Origin of the sequence: Salmonella sp. K21076 (assembly GCF_039650795.1) — a bacterium.
Taxonomy (GTDB): Bacteria; Pseudomonadota; Gammaproteobacteria; order Enterobacterales; family Enterobacteriaceae; genus Salmonella; species Salmonella enterica.
The window spans coordinates 66,250-83,369 of record NZ_JBCLYA010000009.1 but is presented as its reverse complement, the minus strand read 5'-3'; the positions used below and the strand labels follow the sequence as shown (position 1 = coordinate 83,369).

Here is a 17,120-nt window from a genome sequence, read left to right as displayed (position 1 = left end):
TTCAGGCCTACAGGTCTAAAGATAACGATTACCTGAAGGATGGACAGAACACATGAACTTACATGAATATCAGGCAAAACAACTTTTTGCCCGCTATGGCTTACCGGCGCCGGTGGGTTATGCCTGTACTACTCCGCGTGAAGCCGAAGAAGCCGCGTCTAAAATCGGTGCCGGCCCGTGGGTAGTGAAATGTCAGGTTCACGCTGGCGGCCGCGGCAAAGCGGGCGGTGTGAAGGTAGTAAAAAGCAAAGAAGAGATTCGCGCCTTTGCGGAAAACTGGCTGGGCAAACGTCTGGTGACCTATCAAACAGACGCTAATGGCCAACCGGTAAACCAGATTCTGGTTGAAGCGGCGACCGACATCGGCAAAGAACTGTACCTCGGCGCGGTGGTTGACCGTAGTTCTCGTCGCGTGGTCTTTATGGCGTCTACCGAAGGTGGCGTAGAGATCGAAAAAGTTGCGGAGGAAACCCCGCATCTGATCCATAAAGTCGCGCTCGATCCGCTGACCGGCCCGATGCCGTATCAGGGACGGGAACTGGCGTTCAAATTGGGTCTGGAAGGTAAACTGGTGCAGCAGTTCACCAAAATCTTTATGGGCCTGGCAACCATTTTTCTTGAGCGCGACCTGGCGCTAATCGAAATTAATCCGCTGGTGATCACTAAGCAGGGCGATCTGATTTGCCTCGACGGCAAGCTGGGCGCTGACGGCAACGCGCTGTTCCGCCAGCCGGATCTGCGCGAAATGCGCGACCAGTCTCAGGAAGACCCGCGTGAAGCGCAGGCGGCACAGTGGGAACTGAACTACGTCGCGCTGGACGGCAACATCGGTTGCATGGTGAACGGCGCGGGCCTGGCGATGGGCACCATGGACATCGTTAAGCTGCATGGCGGCGAACCGGCTAACTTCCTTGACGTAGGCGGCGGCGCAACCAAAGAGCGCGTCACCGAAGCGTTTAAAATTATCCTCTCGGATGACAACGTGAAAGCGGTTCTGGTTAACATCTTCGGCGGTATCGTCCGTTGTGACCTGATTGCCGACGGTATCATCGGCGCGGTGGAAGAAGTGGGCGTGAACGTTCCGGTGGTGGTGCGTCTGGAAGGCAACAACGCCGAACTCGGCGCGAAGAAACTGGCTGACAGTGGCCTGAATATTATTGCAGCGAAAAGTCTGACGGATGCAGCTCAGCAGGTTGTTGCCGCAGTGGAGGGGAAATAATGTCCGTTTTAATTAATAAAGATACCAACGTTATCTGCCAGGGCTTCACCGGTAGCCAGGGGACTTTCCACTCCGAACAGGCGATTGCTTACGGTACGCAAATGGTCGGCGGCGTAACGCCGGGCAAAGGCGGCACCACGCATCTGGGTCTGCCGGTGTTCAACACCGTGCGCGAAGCGGTAGAAGCTACCGGTGCGACCGCATCCGTTATCTACGTCCCGGCGCCGTTCTGCAAAGACTCCATTCTGGAAGCGATCGACGCAGGCATCAAACTGATTATCACCATCACCGAAGGTATTCCGACGCTGGATATGCTGACCGTGAAAGTGAAGCTGGACGAAGCGGGCGTACGCATGATCGGCCCGAACTGCCCAGGTGTGATCACCCCGGGCGAATGCAAAATCGGCATCATGCCGGGTCACATTCATAAGCCGGGTAAAGTGGGTATCGTTTCCCGTTCCGGCACGCTGACCTATGAAGCGGTTAAGCAGACCACCGACTACGGTTTCGGCCAGTCCACCTGCGTGGGTATCGGCGGCGACCCGATTCCGGGCTCTAACTTCATCGACATTCTGAAACTGTTCCAGGAAGATCCGCAGACTGAAGCGATCGTGATGATCGGCGAGATCGGCGGCAGCGCGGAAGAAGAAGCGGCGGCTTATATTAAAGACCACGTGACCAAGCCGGTTGTTGGCTATATCGCGGGCGTTACCGCGCCGAAAGGCAAACGTATGGGCCACGCTGGCGCCATCATTGCCGGTGGTAAAGGTACCGCTGATGAGAAATTCGCTGCTCTGGAAGCGGCTGGCGTGAAGACGGTTCGCAGCCTGGCCGATATCGGCGAAGCGCTGAAAGCAATTATAAAATAAAAACTCGCTGTTCCTGCGGGAACAGATAAATGTCCGTTTTCGACATGGTTGGCCACCTTTACGGTGGCCTTTTTTATGGTTTTATTGTTTGTGGCAAAGTACGGGTGAAGCATCCGGGATATAAAATTATTGGCTTTGTAAATATTGAGGTATAGGAAAATGATGACTCATTAAAAAAACATGGTGGAGTCTGAAAATAATTGATAATAACCGTCTGGCAGCGGCAGTAAATTTACTCAGTTTGCCGGTTAACTCTTTTTCAGCAAATACAGATGCTGTCTTAGTGAAAGACCTGCCGACCTCACTGGAGACGGATTATGCGCTTTCCGCCATGAAAAAAACGCATTGCAGCATTACACTATGTTGATGCTAACCTCTATAGTAAATTGACGCTTGACTCTGTGGCCGCGCATGTTTGCCTGAGCGCGAACTACACGTCTCCTCAGATGTATCGCGCTTACACAGACTGCTTGTTTAATGGCAGAATAAAACAGCTATTTTAATCATAAGAGTACCGGCATTATTTCCCTGAAATATTAAAGATATCGTTTAATAAATTATATGAACTTTTGCTGGTTAAAAGAGGTTAACTTTAAAAATTATTAAGAACTTATTGACACTATGCGTTCGTGATTAATCATGTTTAAAGGGTATTTATGGCTGCGAATAAACAGAATTATCACTATGAGTGACGTAGAAATTAAGGGTTAATCTGTGAAGGTGATGACAGAATCTTCGCTATAATAATTATGGGGAGGTAAATACGGTGTTGTTGAAATAAAGAAAAAGTAGCTAATAAAATGTTTGTTTGATCCTGGCTATCTGGAAGGCTTATTAGCGATAATTAAGGCGATAACCTGGTAAGATGATCCTGGCCATTAGTCGTCGGGAAAGGGAAGTTCGGGCAGGGTAATCCCGGTGGGATGATGGCGCGTGTGCAATGAGATAGTTTCTTTGCGGTGTTAATTATAAGTAAAATAAAAATAGACTAAATGTATAAAATAATAAGTGGTGATAACCTGCAGAAAAAATCTGTGAGCTATTTAGCAATAATTGAACATCAATGTGGAATGTTTTTTACTGGATGCGGGGCAGTAAAAAACGCACAAAATGTTTAGCCTTATCGAATAAGCCTCTTTTTACAGGGGGTTTGAAATTACTCTTTGCAAAAACAAAAAGTTAACAAAAAATTCACCATGCATTCAATGAATAAACATTATTAACATTAACTTTAAAAATTGATTTTAATCAATATTTAAATGTTGGAAAAGAGCATCAAAACTGGTTAAATTGTCCGTGATCAAATTCCCTGAAAAGCGATAGATTAGCCATAAATTGATCGCTGTCGAAAAAAGCAAATCTGACCCACTAAAAACCTGTTTATTGTAAGGGTTTTACGGCGTAATATATTTGCGGGATCAATTTGGGTTTTTTATTAACATGTTTGTAACTTTTCATCATTACTGTTTCCTTCCCGAGGGGATAGTACGATGGAAGGCCGCAAATAAATTTGTATTGGGGCATGCGTGTGACCCTTTCTAACGGGGTTCACTCTCGGAGTCTTCATGCGATGAGCAAGGAGTCATGATGTTAGATATAGTCGAACTGTCGCGCTTACAGTTTGCCTTGACCGCGATGTACCACTTCCTGTTTGTGCCGCTAACGCTCGGTATGGCGTTCCTGCTGGCCATTATGGAAACGGTATACGTCCTTTCCGGCAAACAGATTTATAAAGATATGACCAAGTTCTGGGGCAAGTTGTTTGGTATCAACTTTGCTCTGGGTGTGGCTACCGGTTTGACCATGGAGTTCCAGTTCGGGACAAACTGGTCGTACTACTCCCACTATGTTGGGGACATCTTCGGTGCGCCGCTGGCCATCGAAGGTTTGATGGCCTTCTTCCTCGAATCCACCTTTGTAGGTCTGTTCTTCTTCGGCTGGGATCGTCTAAGTAAAGTTCAGCATATGTGCGTCACCTGGCTGGTGGCTCTGGGGTCCAACCTCTCCGCGTTGTGGATTCTGGTAGCGAACGGCTGGATGCAAAACCCAATCGCTGCGGATTTCAATTTCGAAACCATGCGTATGGAAATGGTGAGCTTCTCTGAACTGGTGCTGAACCCGGTAGCACAGGTGAAATTTGTTCACACTGTGGCGTCCGGCTATGTCACCGGCGCGATGTTCATCCTCGGTATCAGCGCTTACTACATGCTGAAAGGTCGTGACTTCGCCTTTGCTAAACGCTCCTTTGCTATTGCCGCCAGCTTCGGTATGGCTGCCGTACTGTCCGTTATCGTACTCGGTGACGAATCCGGTTACGAAATGGGCGACGTGCAGAAAACCAAGCTCGCTGCGATTGAAGCTGAATGGGAAACGCAACCTGCTCCGGCCTCCTTTACCCTGTTCGGCATTCCTGACCAGGACAAACAGGAAAACCATCTGGCGATTCAGATCCCTTATGCGCTCGGCATTATCGCTACGCGTTCCGTGGACACGCCGGTTATTGGCCTGAAAGATCTCATGGTTCAGCATGAAGAGCGTATCCGTAACGGGATGAAAGCTTATGAGCTGCTGGAGCAGCTGCGCGCCGGTTCTACCGACCAGGCCGTTCGCGACCAGTTTAACAGCATGAAGAAAGATCTCGGTTACGGCCTGCTGCTGAAACGCTATACGCCTAATGTGACTGACGCGACCGAAGCGCAGATCCAGCAAGCGACGAAAGATTCTATTCCTCGCGTTGCGCCGCTGTACTTCGCTTTCCGTATCATGGTGGCGTGCGGCTTCCTGCTGCTGGCGATTATCGCACTTTCCTTCTGGAGCGTGATTCGTAACCGCATCGGTGAGAAAAAATGGCTGTTGCGTGCGGCGCTGTACGGTATTCCACTGCCGTGGATTGCGGTTGAAGCAGGTTGGTTCGTCGCCGAGTATGGTCGTCAGCCGTGGGCGATCGGCAAAGTGTTGCCGACAGCCGTGGCGAACTCATCGCTGACCGTGGGCGATCTGCTGTTCTCCATGTTCCTGATTTGCGGCCTGTATACCCTGTTCCTGGTGGCAGAATTGTTCCTGATGTTCAAATTTGCACGCCTTGGCCCAAGCAGCCTGAAAACCGGTCGCTATCACTTTGAGCAGTCCACCGTGACTTCTCAGCCGGCACGCTAAGACAGGAGTCGTCAAATGATCGATTATGAAGTACTACGTTTTATCTGGTGGCTGCTGGTTGGCATTTTGCTAATTGGTTTCGCCGTCACCGATGGGTTCGACATGGGGGTGGGGATGCTCACCCGTTTCCTCGGTCGTAACGATACCGAACGTCGAATTATGATTAACTCTATCGCCCCGCACTGGGACGGTAACCAGGTGTGGTTGATCACCGCGGGCGGCGCGTTGTTTGCTGCCTGGCCGATGGTTTACGCCGCGGCGTTCTCCGGTTTCTATGTGGCGATGATCCTGGTGCTGGCGTCTTTGTTCTTCCGTCCGGTCGGTTTTGATTACCGTTCCAAGATTGAAGACCCGCGCTGGCGCAACATGTGGGACTGGGGCGTGTTCATCGGTAGCTTTGTGCCGCCGCTGGTGATTGGCGTGGCCTTTGGCAACCTGTTGCAGGGCGTACCGTTCCATGTGGATGAGTATCTGCGTCTGTACTATACCGGTAACTTCTTCCAGTTGCTGAACCCGTTTGGTCTGCTGGCGGGTATCGTAAGCGTAGGGATGATCATCACGCAGGGGGCGACTTACCTGCAAATGCGTACCGTTGGCGAACTGCACCTGCGCGCGCGCGCCACCTCGCAGATTGCGGCGCTGGTGACATTAGTGTGCTTTGCGCTGGCGGGCGTTTGGGTAATGTATGGTATTGATGGTTATGTCGTGACATCCGCGATTGATCATCATGCTGCCTCTAACCCGCTGACTAAAGAAGTGGCGCGCGAAGCCGGCGCCTGGCTAGTGAACTTTAATAATGCTCCGATCCTGTGGTTGGTTCCGGCTCTGGGCGTGGTTCTGCCGCTGCTGACTATCCTGACTTCCCGTATGGAGAAAGGCGCGTGGGCATTCCTGTTCTCTTCGCTGACGTTGGCCTGCATTATTCTGACGGCGGGTATCGCTATGTTCCCATTTGTGATGCCGTCCAGCACGATGATGAATGCCAGTCTGACCATGTGGGATGCGACATCCAGCCAGATGACGCTGAACCTGATGACCTGGGTTGCGGCGGTGTTCGTACCGATTATTCTGATCTACACCAGCTGGTGTTACTGGAAAATGTTCGGTCGTATCACTAAAGAACATATTGAAAGCAACACCCACTCTCTGTACTAAGTAAGGAGCTTAAAATGTGGTATTTCGCATGGATTCTGGGAACGCTTCTTGCCTGTGCATTCGGGATCATTACCGCCCTGGCGCTTGAGCACGTTGAAGCGGGTAAAACCGGTCAAGAAGAAAGCTAATGATTCATATTGTCGCTATGCAATATACAAAATCATTTAAGTTGCATCGCGGCGGCAAGGCTGCGAATCCCCAGGAGCTTACATCAGTAAGTGACTGGGGTGAGCAGCCGCAGCCAACAAAGAGGCAGCTTAGAGGATGAAGTATATTTATGCGGTAATGGACAAGCGCCTCTTAAGGGCGCTTTCCTTCGTGATGGCGATAGTGCTGGCAGGATGTATGTTCTGGGACCCGTTACGGTTTGCCGCCAGGACCAGCACGCTTGAAATCTGGCACGGATTATTGCTGATGTGGGCGGTTTGCGCAGGCATAATCCACGGCGTGGGTTTTCGCCCTGAATCCGTACACTGGCAAGGGATTTTTTGTCCGCTCCTTGCGGATATCGTCCTTATCGTCGGCCTGATTTTCTTCTTCTTGTGAATAAGAAACCTCCTTAAAAATATAGGGGCTTGCATAAGCCCATATATTTTTACTCTCCCTTAACTTCCCCCCATTCCCAAGCCTCATTCCTACGCGTATAGTAGCAACGTTTAAAAGCTCTACTTTTGTTGCATTACCGGGATGTAAAGTGAATACAAGGCGATATACAACGGCATTCTTGAGGCATTACGGCGGCAAGCGGATGACGCCAACAAAGAGGCTGCAGGGATGAATAAGTATATGTTTCGATGGCCAATTCGAGTTTATTACGAAGACACGGACGCCGGCGGTGTGGTTTATCACGCCAGCTATGTCGCTTTTTATGAAAGAGCGCGCACGGAGATGCTGCGTCACCATCACTTCAGCCAACAGGTGCTGCTGGCGGAGCGGGTCGCCTTTGTGGTGCGCAAGATGACGCTGGAATACTATGCGCCTGCGCGGCTCGACGATATGCTTGAAGTTCAAACAGAAATTACGTCAATGCGTGGCACCGCTTTGGTTTTCACGCAACGCATTGTCAACGCAGAGAACACGCTGCTAAATGAAGCAGAGGTTCTGATTGTTTTCGTTGATCCACTCAAAATGAAGCCTCGTGCGCTTCCTAAGTCTATTGTCGCGGAGTTTAAGCAGTGACTGACATGAATATCCTTGATTTGTTCCTGAAGGCAAGCCTTCTAGTTAAACTTATCATGTTGATTTTGATTGGTTTTTCAATAGCATCCTGGGCCATCATTATCCAGCGAACGCGTATCCTGAACGCCGCTGCGCGTGAGGCGGAAGCGTTTGAAGATAAATTCTGGTCCGGAATCGAACTATCGCGTCTGTACCAGGAAAGCCAGGGGAGACGCGATAGTCTGTCGGGCTCGGAACAAATCTTTTATAGCGGGTTCAAAGAGTTTGTCCGGCTCCATCGCGCCAACAGCCATGCGCCGGAGGCAGTGGTAGAGGGGGCGTCGCGTGCGATGCGCATCTCCATGAACCGAGAGCTGGAAACGCTGGAAACGCATATCCCGTTTCTTGGCACGGTAGGCTCTATCAGTCCTTATATCGGTCTGTTTGGCACCGTATGGGGGATTATGCATGCGTTTATCGCCCTGGGTGCGGTGAAACAGGCGACTCTGCAAATGGTTGCGCCGGGTATTGCCGAAGCATTGATTGCCACGGCGATTGGTCTGTTTGCCGCTATCCCTGCGGTTATGGCTTACAACCGACTGAATCAGCGCGTGAACAAGCTGGAACTGAATTACGACAACTTTATGGAAGAGTTTACCGCGATTCTGCACCGCCAAGCGTTTACCGTAAGCGAAAGCAACAAGGGGTAAGCCATGGCCAGAACGCGTGGACGAGGTCGTCGCGAACTTAAGTCCGAAATCAATATCGTACCGCTACTCGACGTACTGTTGGTGCTGCTGCTGATCTTTATGGCAACCGCGCCGATCATTACCCAGAGCGTGGAAGTCGACTTACCGGAGGCGAATCAGTCGCAGGCGGTCAGTAGTAACGACGATCCGCCGGTCATTATTGAGGTTTCCGGAGTAGGGCAATACAGCGTAGTGGTTGATAAAGATCGAATGGATCAACTGCCGTCTGAACAGGTGATCGCAGAAGTAAAGCGTCATCTGCAGGCTAATCCGAAAACAGTCTTTTTAATCGGCGGCGCGAAAGAGGTGCCGTACGATGAAATAATTAAAGCGCTGAACTTGTTACACAGCGCGGGCGTAAAATCGGTTGGCTTAATGACGCAGCCAATCTGAAGTCTGCGTCCCGTTGGCTTGAAAGACGGCGAGTAACAGGCGAACAGTTTTTTGGGAACCGAGAGTGTCAAAGGCAACCGAACAAAACGACAAGCTCAAACGGGCGATAATTATTTCAGCCGTGCTGCATATCATCTTATTTGCAGTGCTGATCTGGAGTTCGTTTGATGAGCATATAGAGGCTTCTGCCGGCGGCGGCGGCGGTTCCGCTATCGACGCGGTGATGGTCGATCCTGGCGCCGTTGTGCAGCAGTACAACCGTCAGCAGGATCAACAGGCCAGTGCCAGAGGCGCGGAAGAAGAGCGTAAAAAGCTGCAACAGCAGCAAGCAGAGGAGCTGCAGCAGAAGCAGGCTGCTGAACAGGAGCGGTTGAAACAACTTGAGAAAGAACGTTTAGCGGCTCAGGAGCAGCAAAAGCAGGCTGAAGAAGCGGCAAAACTGGCGCAACAGCAGCAACAGGCCGAAGAAGCGGCGAAAGCGGCGGCGGACGCGAAGAAGAAAGCGGAGGCCGAGGCGGCGAAAGCGGCGGCGGACGCGAAGAAGAAAGCAGAGGCCGAGGCGGCGAAAGCGGCGGCGGACGCGAAGAAGAAAGCAGAGGCCGAAGCGGCGAAAGCAGCGGCGGAGGCGAAGAAGAAAGCGGAGGCCGAAGCGGCGAAGGCAGCGGCGGACGCTAAGAAGAAAGCGGATGCCGAGGCGGCGAAAGCGGCGGCGGAGGCGAAGAAGAAAGCGGATGCCGCGGCGGCGAAAGCAGCGGCGGACGCTAAGAAGAAAGCGGCTGCCGAAAAAGCGGCCGCCGCAGAAGGCGTCGACGATCTGCTTGGCGATCTCAGCTCGGGTAAGAATGCGCCGAAAACCGGCGGCGGCGCGAAAGGGAATGGTCAGCCATCGAAAGATAGCGGTACATCGGGCGCTAACGGTGGGACGACAGGCGCTGATATCAGCGCCTACGCGAAACAGATTCAGGTCGCCATTCAGAGCCGTCTGTATGATGCGAGCCTGTATCAGGGCAAACAATGTGTCTTGCATATTAGCCTGGCGCCGGATGGCTCATTAAAAAGCATTACGTCTGAGGGCGGCGATCCGGCGCTTTGTCAGGCGGCGTTAATGGCGACAAAAACCGCGAAAATTCCTAAACCGCCAAGCCAGGCTGTTTATGAGAAAATAAAGGATGCCAAACTAGACTTTAAACTGTAGATACTTTTCTTTATGGAAGTTGGAGCGGTTGAGTTGTTACTGGTCCTGGTGGTTTTGTGTATTTGAGTTTGTTAACATTCTGCTAAATTATCGTGGGTCGCAGGCCCAGGTATGGGAGATATGATGAAGCAGGCATTACGAGTAGCATTTGGTTTTCTGATGCTGTGGGCGGCAGTGCTGCACGCAGAAGTCCGTATCGAGATCACCCAGGGGGTGGACTCGGCGCGACCGATTGGCGTTGTGCCTTTTAAATGGGCCGGGCCGGGCGCTGCGCCTGAAGATATCGGCGGCATCGTGGCGGCAGATTTACGCAATAGCGGTAAATTTAATCCGTTAGACCGGTCCCGACTGCCGCAGCAGCCAGCCACCGCTCAGGAAGTTCAGCCTACCGCATGGTCTGCGCTGGGTATTGATGCCGTCATCGTTGGACTGGTCACGCCGAATCCGGACGGTTCGTACAATGTTGCTTATCAGCTGGTTGACACTGGCGGTGCGCCGGGGACTGTACTGGCGCAAAACTCCTATAAAGTGAACAAGCAGTGGCTGCGTTATGCAGGCCACACCGCCAGTGACGAAGTCTTTGAAAAACTGACGGGCATTAAGGGCGCGTTCCGTACTCGTATCGCCTATGTGGTACAGACTAACGGCGGTCAGTTCCCGTATGAACTGCGTGTGTCGGATTACGATGGCTACAATCAGTTCGTAGTGCACCGTTCTCCGCAGCCGTTGATGTCTCCGGCGTGGTCTCCGGACGGCTCAAAACTGGCTTACGTGACTTTTGAAAGCGGTCGCTCCGCGCTGGTTATCCAGACGCTGGCAAACGGCGCAGTGCGTCAGGTTGCGTCCTTCCCGCGTCACAACGGCGCGCCGGCCTTCTCGCCGGATGGGACGAAACTGGCGTTCGCGTTATCGAAAACCGGAAGTCTGAACCTGTACGTTATGGATCTCGCCTCCGGTCAGATTCGTCAGATAACGGACGGGCGTAGCAACAATACGGAGCCGACCTGGTTCCCGGACAGCCAGACTCTGGCCTTTACTTCTGACCAGGCTGGACGTCCGCAAGTGTATAAAATGAACATTAACGGCGGTGCGGCGCAGCGTATTACCTGGGAAGGTTCGCAAAACCAGGATGCGGATGTCAGCAGCGACGGTAAATTTATGGTAATGGTAAGCTCAAATAACGGGCAGCAGCACATTGCCAAACAAGATCTGGTGACGGGTGGCGTACAGGTTCTGTCGTCAACGTTCCTGGATGAAACGCCAAGTCTGGCACCTAACGGCACGATGGTAATCTACAGCTCTTCTCAGGGGATGGGATCTGTGCTGAATTTGGTTTCTACAGATGGGCGTTTCAAAGCGCGTCTTCCGGCAACTGATGGTCAGGTGAAATCGCCTGCCTGGTCGCCGTATCTGTGATAATAATTAATTGATTACTAAAGGAATTAAAGAAATGCAACTGAACAAAGTGCTGAAGGGCCTGATGATTGCCCTGCCTGTTATGGCAATCGCGGCATGTTCTTCCAACAAGAACGCCAGCAATGACGGTAGCGAAGGCGGCATGCTGAACGGCGCCGGCACTGGTATGGACGCTAACGGCAACGGCAACATGTCATCTGAAGAGCAAGCGCGTCTGCAGATGCAGCAGCTGCAGCAGAACAACATCGTTTACTTCGATCTCGACAAGTACGATATCCGTTCTGACTTCGCGGCAATGCTGGATGCGCACGCTAACTTCCTGCGTAGCAACCCGTCTTACAAAGTCACCGTAGAAGGTCACGCGGACGAACGCGGTACTCCGGAGTACAACATCTCCCTGGGCGAACGTCGTGCTAACGCCGTTAAAATGTACCTGCAGGGTAAAGGCGTTTCCGCTGACCAGATCTCCATCGTTTCTTACGGTAAAGAAAAACCTGCCGTACTGGGCCACGACGAAGCGGCTTACGCTAAGAACCGTCGCGCTGTACTGGTTTACTAAGAGAATTGCATGAGCAGTAACTTCAGACATCACCTGTTGAGTCTGTCGTTACTGGTTGGCATAGCGGCCCCCTGGGCCGCTTTTGCTCAGGCGCCAATCAGTAGTGTCGGCTCAGGCTCGGTCGAAGACCGCGTCACTCAACTTGAGCGTATCTCTAACGCTCACAGCCAGCTTTTAACCCAACTTCAGCAGCAGCTCTCCGATAATCAGTCTGATATCGATTCTTTGCGCGGCCAAATCCAGGAAAATCAGTATCAACTGAATCAGGTGATGGAGCGCCAGAAGCAAATTATGCTGCAGCTGGGGAGTTTAAATAATGGCGGCGCAGCGCAGCCAGCAGCTGGCGACCAGAGCGGGGCGGCAACCGCTGCGACCCCCGCTCCGGATGCCGGTACGGCAACCTCAGGGGCGCCGGTACAAAGTGGCGATGCGAATACCGATTACAATGCGGCAATTGCGCTGGTGCAGGATAAGTCTCGCCAGGATGATGCGATTGTGGCGTTTCAGAACTTCATCAAGAAATACCCTGATTCTACTTATCAGCCGAACGCCAATTATTGGCTGGGCCAGTTGAATTACAACAAGGGTAAAAAAGATGACGCCGCCTATTATTTCGCCTCGGTAGTAAAAAACTATCCTAAGTCGCCGAAGGCTGCGGACGCGATGTACAAAGTTGGCGTTATCATGCAGGACAAAGGTGATACGGCAAAAGCGAAAGCGGTTTATCAGCAGGTGATTAACAAATATCCTGGCACTGATGGCGCGAAACAGGCGCAGAAGCGTCTTAACGCGATGTAATGCGTACCATGCGACCAGAAAACGCCTTTTTTCTGGTCGCGTCGTGCGATTCCTAAGCAGTTGAGCCCTCTGCGTCGAAATTTTTGTTGCGCTCAAATCTGAAATCAGTAATATATGCCGCCGTTGCCACGGGATATTAAACAACTCGAAAGCAACGTAAAAGTGGGTCGTTAGCTCAGTTGGTAGAGCAGTTGACTTTTAATCAATTGGTCGCAGGTTCGAATCCTGCACGACCCACTAATTTAACATCAAACTCAGATGTTGAACGTGAAGGATAACGTTGCGTCAGCAACGGCCCGTAGGGCGAGGCGAAGCCGAGTCATCCTGCACGACCCACCATCTTTAGATGGTCCGAGTAAAATCTTTCAGGCAGCACCCGTATGGGTCGTTAGCTCAGTTGGTAGAGCAGTTGACTTTTAATCAATTGGTCGCAGGTTCGAATCCTGCACGACCCACCAATATACAAGGTGGTAACTGGTAGAGAACGTGAAGGATAATGTTGCTTTAGCAACGGCCCGAAGGGCGAGGCGAAGCCGAGTCATCCTGCACGACCCACCATCCTGAATGATTGAAGCAGTAACCCTTATCCAAGGGGTCGTTAGCTCAGTTGGTAGAGCAGTTGACTTTTAATCAATTGGTCGCAGGTTCGAATCCTGCACGACCCACCAATGTAAAAAAGCGCCCTAAAGGCGCTTTTTTGCTATCTGCGATATGGAAGATTCGAACCTGCCGCAGGTTCGGGTCTTGCCTGATGCGCTGCGCTTATCAGGCCTACAGACGGCACCGCTCACGTAGGCCAGATAAGACGTTACGCCGCCATCAGATACGGACTACGTAATTATTGTGACTTTCCTTATTGAATCAGCTATCTTGTTTAGCATATAAAACAAATTGACCGATTGTGGCGTTTATTACGCTTTCATTCGGTTGTTTCGTTAAGTCAGTAAAACGAGAAGCCACGATGAGCGTAATGTTTGACTCACAAGCCGCAATCTACCCGTTCCCGCCGAAACCAACGCCGTTGAACGACGATGAAAAGCAATTTTATCGTGAGAAAATCAAGCGTTTGCTCAAAGAGCGCAATGCCGTCATGGTGGCGCACTACTACACCGATCCGGAAATTCAACAGTTAGCAGAAGAAACCGGCGGCTGTATTTCCGACTCGCTGGAAATGGCCCGTTTCGGCGCGAAGCACGCCGCATCCACGTTACTGGTAGCGGGCGTACGGTTTATGGGGGAAACCGCCAAAATCCTCAGCCCGGAAAAAAACGTTCTTATGCCTACGCTGGCGGCGGAATGTTCGCTGGATTTAGGCTGCCCAATAGACGAATTTAGCGCTTTTTGTGATGCGCACCCTGACAGAACCGTAGTGGTCTATGCTAACACCTCGGCTGCTGTTAAAGCGCGTGCGGACTGGGTTGTGACCTCCAGTATCGCCGTAGAACTGATTGAGCATCTGGATAGTTTGGGGGAAAAAATTATCTGGGCGCCGGACAGACACCTGGGGAATTACGTGCAAAAACAGACCAGGGCCGATGTACTGTGTTGGCAAGGGGCGTGTATCGTGCATGACGAGTTTAAAACCCAGGCGTTGACCCGTTTAAAAAAAATCTATCCCGATGCCGCTATTCTGGTTCACCCTGAATCGCCGCGGTCCATTGTCGAGATGGCCGATGCGGTGGGCTCCACCAGTCAGCTTATTAAGGCGGCAAAAACGCTGCCGCACAGACAGCTTATCGTCGCGACCGATCGCGGCATCTTCTACAAAATGCAGCAGGCGGTTCCGGATAAAGAGTTGCTTGAAGCACCAACGGCGGGCGAAGGGGCAACCTGTCGCAGCTGCGCGCATTGTCCGTGGATGGCGATGAACGGCCTGAAAGCCATTGCTGAAGGGCTGGAGCAGGGAGGCGCGGCGCATGAAATACAGGTTGATGCGGCGCTACGCGAGAGCGCATTACTTCCCCTCAACCGGATGCTGGATTTTGCGGCTACACTTCGGGTGTAAAGACGGAAATCTTTGGGGGAGAGAATGGATTTTTTTAGTACGCACAACATACTGATTCATATTCCGATTGGCGCTGGCGGGTACGATCTCTCATGGATCGAAGCGGTAGGAACCATCGCCGGCCTGCTCTGTATTTGGCTTGCCAGTCTGGAGAATATCAGCAACTACTTTTTTGGACTGGTTAACGTCACCCTGTTTGCGATTATTTTCTTTCAGATCCAGCTTTATGCCAGCCTGTTGCTGCAACTCTTTTTCTTTGCCGCCAATATTTATGGCTGGTATGCGTGGTCGCGGCAAACAAAGGATAATGAGGCCGAGCTTAAAATACGCTGGCTGCCGTTGCCAAAAGCAATGGCATGGCTGGCGATATGTGTGATAGCTATCGGTTTGATGACGCGATATATCGATCCCGTATTCGCCGTCCTGACGCGCGTGGCCGTCGCCATTATGCAGATGCTGGGGTTACAGGTGACAATGCCTGTACTGCAACCGGACGCTTTCCCGTTCTGGGACTCTTGCATGATGGTGCTGTCTATCGTGGCGATGATTTTGATGACACGCAAATATGTCGAAAACTGGCTCCTGTGGGTGATAATCAACGTAATCAGTGTGGTGATTTTTGCTTTGCAGGGCGTCTATGCGATGTCGCTGGAATATCTGATCCTGACATTTATCGCCGTGAACGGTAGTCGCCTGTGGATAAACAGCGCGCGGGAGCGAGGATCGCGCGCGCTTTCCCGTTAATGGTGATGAACATGCCCGGATGGCGTCTGATTCAGGTGACAGTCCGGGCCGTGACACATTTGATACTCCATTTGAATCGTAGCGTGCGCAATATGGTATTCGTGCATCAGGAAATCCTGGATACGTTCCAGCAGCGCATCATGGTCGTGTGGCGGAATGACCTGAGCGTGCAATGTCATGACTGGTTTTTCGCCGACCATCCAGACATGCACATGGTGTACGTTGCGGACTTCGGGGATTTCCCGGCTTAAATGGCGCTGTAAGGCATTAATATCCAGTGAAACCGGCGCGCCTTCCAGCAATTCGTTGACGCTATCTTTTAACAAACGCCAGGCGCTGCGTAGTACCAGTACCGAAACCAGAATAGAGAGAATCGGGTCCGCTGGCGTCCAGCCCGTCCAGATAATGATCAACGCGGCGACTATTGCGCCGACGGAACCCAGCAAATCGCCCATCACATGTAGCGCGGCAGCGCGCACGTTCAGGTTTTTTTCATCGCTTCCCCGATGGAGTATCCAGAACGCAAACAGGTTCGCCAGCAGACCCGCGACCGCAATCACCATCATCAGATTGCCCGCCACCGGACGTGGCGTGTAAAAGCGCTCTATCGCTTCCCAGACAATGAGAAGGGTAATGACCACCAACGCAATGGCATTCACAAAGGCCGCCAGTGTGGTGAGTCTTAGCCAGCCAAAAGTGTGGCGAACAGTCGGGGGGCGACGGGAAAATTGAACCACCAGCAGCGCAAAGAGAAGAGCCGCCGCGTCGGTGAGCATATGTCCCGCATCCGCCAACAACGCCAGAGAGCCGGAGAGTATCCCGCCCACCACCTCAAGGAGCATAAATCCGGCAGTGACGATAAAGGCGAAAAGCAGGCGACGAGCATTATTATCTTTCGGCAGGTGTGAATCGGCATGAGAGTGTGAGTGCGCCATAACGTCATTCCTTTGTTATTCTCATCAATACTGTAGATATCATACTGATTTTTCGCTGACAAAATAAAAAGGAGAGCGAAAGCTCTCCCGTTATCAGACTTTTTTCTGAATTACTGCGTGGTACCGTCGGTTTTGGTATTCACGTCATTATTGACGCCATTACCGGTTTCCACTTTTTTATTAATATCCGGGCAGCGACCATCTTTACACATGGTATTTTTATGCTCTTCATCCTTGGTCATTCCGTCATGATTCATGGTTGAACCGTCAGGATGCTGCATCGTGCTGTTAGTATTGCCGTTGGTATTGATGTCGTTGTTATTCACATCATTCGGCGCCACATTCTGGCGGGCGTCCGGGGCAACCTGACCGGCATTTGCCGCCGAGTTCGCCTGGCCATTACTGGACTGCGCGTTAGATTCAGCAGCTAACGCTGCGCCGCTGGCAAGGCCGAGGGTAGCGGTGAGTAAAAGCGTAGTCAGTTTTGTCATTTTCATAAGATGCTCCTGTTATGGTGGATATGTCGGATAACCTCTTCCAACAGTGCACGTGTCAGTCAAATCCTCAAATAAGGGATAAAAAGCGTTCGCCGCCGCGGGTTAACGCAGCAGAGAATCTTGCAATAATTCATAAACAGAGTGGTTACAGTTAAAAAGTGTAGGTTAGATCCCATTTTCCGCTACATTTGTGCGTTTTTTTCCTGAATTCCAGGATTATTCCGTTCAAAGTGTAAAAGCCCGTTTACACTATTTAATTGAAGAGATAGATT

17 protein-coding genes and 3 tRNA genes are annotated in these 17,120 nt (G+C 51.5%); 18 read left to right on the top strand and 2 right to left on the bottom strand.

What is annotated here, in order from left to right:
* Nucleotides 1–52: 52 nt before the first annotated feature.
* The 18 genes from sucC (at nt 53) to pnuC (ending at nt 15,416) form a co-directional block, all read left to right on the top strand.
* A complete protein-coding gene (gene sucC / locus AAYN39_RS04700) occupies nt 53–1,219 on the top strand; it encodes an ADP-forming succinate--CoA ligase subunit beta (protein WP_001048590.1) in 1,167 nt (388 codons plus the stop codon).
* Nucleotides 1,219–2,088 carry a succinate--CoA ligase subunit alpha gene (sucD, locus tag AAYN39_RS04695; protein ID WP_000114639.1) on the top strand — a complete coding sequence of 290 codons (870 nt, stop codon included), beginning with the start codon at nt 1,219–1,221 and terminating at the stop codon, nt 2,086–2,088. The genes sucC and sucD overlap by 1 nt, the downstream gene beginning before the upstream one ends.
* A gap of 1,587 nt (nt 2,089–3,675) precedes the next feature.
* Nucleotides 3,676–5,244 carry a cytochrome ubiquinol oxidase subunit I gene (gene cydA, locus AAYN39_RS04690; protein ID WP_000884372.1) on the top strand — a complete coding sequence of 523 codons (1,569 nt, stop codon included), beginning with the start codon at nt 3,676–3,678 and terminating at the stop codon, nt 5,242–5,244.
* A 15-nt stretch (nt 5,245–5,259) separates the two neighbouring features.
* Entirely contained in the window at nt 5,260–6,399 is a 1,140-nt protein-coding gene (cydB, locus tag AAYN39_RS04685; RefSeq protein ID WP_000568258.1) for a cytochrome d ubiquinol oxidase subunit II, read from the top strand.
* Nucleotides 6,400–6,413: 14 nt separating this feature from the next.
* Nucleotides 6,414–6,527 (top strand): cytochrome bd-I oxidase subunit CydX, encoded by a 114-nt coding sequence (gene cydX / locus AAYN39_RS04680; protein ID WP_000270278.1) that lies wholly within the window; start codon nt 6,414–6,416, stop codon nt 6,525–6,527.
* 136 nt (nt 6,528–6,663) lie between these two features.
* Nucleotides 6,664–6,945: a cyd operon protein YbgE gene (gene ybgE / locus AAYN39_RS04675; RefSeq protein ID WP_000875303.1), complete on the top strand. Its 282-nt coding sequence runs from the start codon at nt 6,664–6,666 to the stop codon at nt 6,943–6,945.
* 228 nt (nt 6,946–7,173) lie between these two features.
* Nucleotides 7,174–7,578 carry a tol-pal system-associated acyl-CoA thioesterase gene (gene ybgC / locus AAYN39_RS04670; protein ID WP_001046241.1) on the top strand — a complete coding sequence of 135 codons (405 nt, stop codon included), beginning with the start codon at nt 7,174–7,176 and terminating at the stop codon, nt 7,576–7,578.
* Nucleotides 7,575–8,267 (top strand): Tol-Pal system protein TolQ, encoded by a 693-nt coding sequence (gene tolQ, locus AAYN39_RS04665; protein ID WP_000131318.1) that lies wholly within the window; start codon nt 7,575–7,577, stop codon nt 8,265–8,267. Before ybgC ends, tolQ begins: the two co-directional genes overlap by 4 nt.
* A 3-nt stretch (nt 8,268–8,270) precedes the next feature.
* Nucleotides 8,271–8,699, top strand: a complete 429-nt coding sequence (gene tolR / locus AAYN39_RS04660; protein ID WP_000124676.1) for a colicin uptake protein TolR — start codon at nt 8,271–8,273, stop codon at nt 8,697–8,699.
* 64 nt (nt 8,700–8,763) lie between these two features.
* The gene (tolA, locus tag AAYN39_RS04655) at nt 8,764–9,894 is read left to right on the top strand and encodes a cell envelope integrity protein TolA (protein ID WP_000030559.1); all 1,131 of its coding nucleotides are present in this window, start codon (nt 8,764–8,766) and stop codon (nt 9,892–9,894) included.
* A 123-nt stretch (nt 9,895–10,017) separates the two neighbouring features.
* Nucleotides 10,018–11,310: a Tol-Pal system beta propeller repeat protein TolB gene (gene tolB, locus AAYN39_RS04650; protein ID WP_010989131.1), complete on the top strand. Its 1,293-nt coding sequence runs from the start codon at nt 10,018–10,020 to the stop codon at nt 11,308–11,310.
* A 34-nt stretch (nt 11,311–11,344) separates the two neighbouring features.
* On the top strand, nt 11,345–11,869 hold the full coding sequence (gene pal / locus AAYN39_RS04645) for a peptidoglycan-associated lipoprotein Pal (RefSeq protein WP_001176621.1): 525 nt from the start codon (nt 11,345–11,347) through the stop codon (nt 11,867–11,869).
* A 9-nt stretch (nt 11,870–11,878) separates the two neighbouring features.
* Nucleotides 11,879–12,667 carry a cell division protein CpoB gene (gene cpoB / locus AAYN39_RS04640; protein ID WP_000097547.1) on the top strand — a complete coding sequence of 263 codons (789 nt, stop codon included), beginning with the start codon at nt 11,879–11,881 and terminating at the stop codon, nt 12,665–12,667.
* Nucleotides 12,668–12,831: 164 nt separating this feature from the next.
* Nucleotides 12,832–12,904, top strand: a tRNA-Lys gene (locus tag AAYN39_RS04635).
* A gap of 145 nt (nt 12,905–13,049) precedes the next feature.
* Nucleotides 13,050–13,125 (top strand) — tRNA-Lys (locus AAYN39_RS04630).
* A 134-nt stretch (nt 13,126–13,259) separates the two neighbouring features.
* Nucleotides 13,260–13,335 (top strand) — tRNA-Lys (locus AAYN39_RS04625).
* 293 nt (nt 13,336–13,628) lie between these two features.
* The gene (nadA, locus tag AAYN39_RS04620; RefSeq protein ID WP_000115355.1) at nt 13,629–14,672 is read left to right on the top strand and encodes a quinolinate synthase NadA; all 1,044 of its coding nucleotides are present in this window, start codon (nt 13,629–13,631) and stop codon (nt 14,670–14,672) included.
* A gap of 24 nt (nt 14,673–14,696) precedes the next feature.
* Entirely contained in the window at nt 14,697–15,416 is a 720-nt protein-coding gene (gene pnuC / locus AAYN39_RS04615) for a nicotinamide riboside transporter PnuC (RefSeq protein ID WP_000345378.1), read from the top strand.
* Here the strand turns inward: pnuC and zitB are convergent.
* Both zitB and AAYN39_RS04605 read right to left on the bottom strand, forming a co-directional pair.
* Nucleotides 15,413–16,351, bottom strand: coding sequence for a CDF family zinc transporter ZitB (gene zitB / locus AAYN39_RS04610; RefSeq protein ID WP_000951257.1), 939 nt, complete (start codon nt 16,349–16,351; stop codon nt 15,413–15,415). The two genes, pnuC and zitB, sit on opposite strands and share 4 nt — an antisense overlap.
* Nucleotides 16,352–16,461: 110 nt before the next feature.
* A complete protein-coding gene (locus AAYN39_RS04605) occupies nt 16,462–16,848 on the bottom strand; it encodes a YbgS-like family protein (protein ID WP_000784380.1) in 387 nt (128 codons plus the stop codon).
* Nucleotides 16,849–17,120 lie beyond the last annotated feature (272 nt).

Excerpts from the sequence above, each read along its gene's own strand:
- cpoB (WP_000097547.1), top strand. The coding sequence starts at position 11,879 with ATGAGCAGTAACTTCAGACATCACCTGTTGAGTCTGTCGTTACTGGTT.
- ybgE (WP_000875303.1), top strand. The coding sequence starts at position 6,664 with ATGAAGTATATTTATGCGGTAATGGACAAGCGCCTCTTAAGGGCGCTT.
- sucD (WP_000114639.1), top strand. The coding sequence starts at position 1,219 with ATGTCCGTTTTAATTAATAAAGATACCAACGTTATCTGCCAGGGCTTC.
- cydB (WP_000568258.1), top strand. The coding sequence starts at position 5,260 with ATGATCGATTATGAAGTACTACGTTTTATCTGGTGGCTGCTGGTTGGC.
- AAYN39_RS04605 (WP_000784380.1), bottom strand. The coding sequence starts at position 16,848 with ATGAAAATGACAAAACTGACTACGCTTTTACTCACCGCTACCCTCGGC.
- cydX (WP_000270278.1), top strand. The coding sequence starts at position 6,414 with ATGTGGTATTTCGCATGGATTCTGGGAACGCTTCTTGCCTGTGCATTC.
- nadA (WP_000115355.1), top strand. The coding sequence starts at position 13,629 with ATGAGCGTAATGTTTGACTCACAAGCCGCAATCTACCCGTTCCCGCCG.
- zitB (WP_000951257.1), bottom strand. The coding sequence starts at position 16,351 with ATGGCGCACTCACACTCTCATGCCGATTCACACCTGCCGAAAGATAAT.
- pal (WP_001176621.1), top strand. The coding sequence starts at position 11,345 with ATGCAACTGAACAAAGTGCTGAAGGGCCTGATGATTGCCCTGCCTGTT.
- pnuC (WP_000345378.1), top strand. The coding sequence starts at position 14,697 with ATGGATTTTTTTAGTACGCACAACATACTGATTCATATTCCGATTGGC.
- tolR (WP_000124676.1), top strand. The coding sequence starts at position 8,271 with ATGGCCAGAACGCGTGGACGAGGTCGTCGCGAACTTAAGTCCGAAATC.
- cydA (WP_000884372.1), top strand. The coding sequence starts at position 3,676 with ATGTTAGATATAGTCGAACTGTCGCGCTTACAGTTTGCCTTGACCGCG.
- ybgC (WP_001046241.1), top strand. The coding sequence starts at position 7,174 with ATGAATAAGTATATGTTTCGATGGCCAATTCGAGTTTATTACGAAGAC.
- tolB (WP_010989131.1), top strand. The coding sequence starts at position 10,018 with ATGAAGCAGGCATTACGAGTAGCATTTGGTTTTCTGATGCTGTGGGCG.
- sucC (WP_001048590.1), top strand. The coding sequence starts at position 53 with ATGAACTTACATGAATATCAGGCAAAACAACTTTTTGCCCGCTATGGC.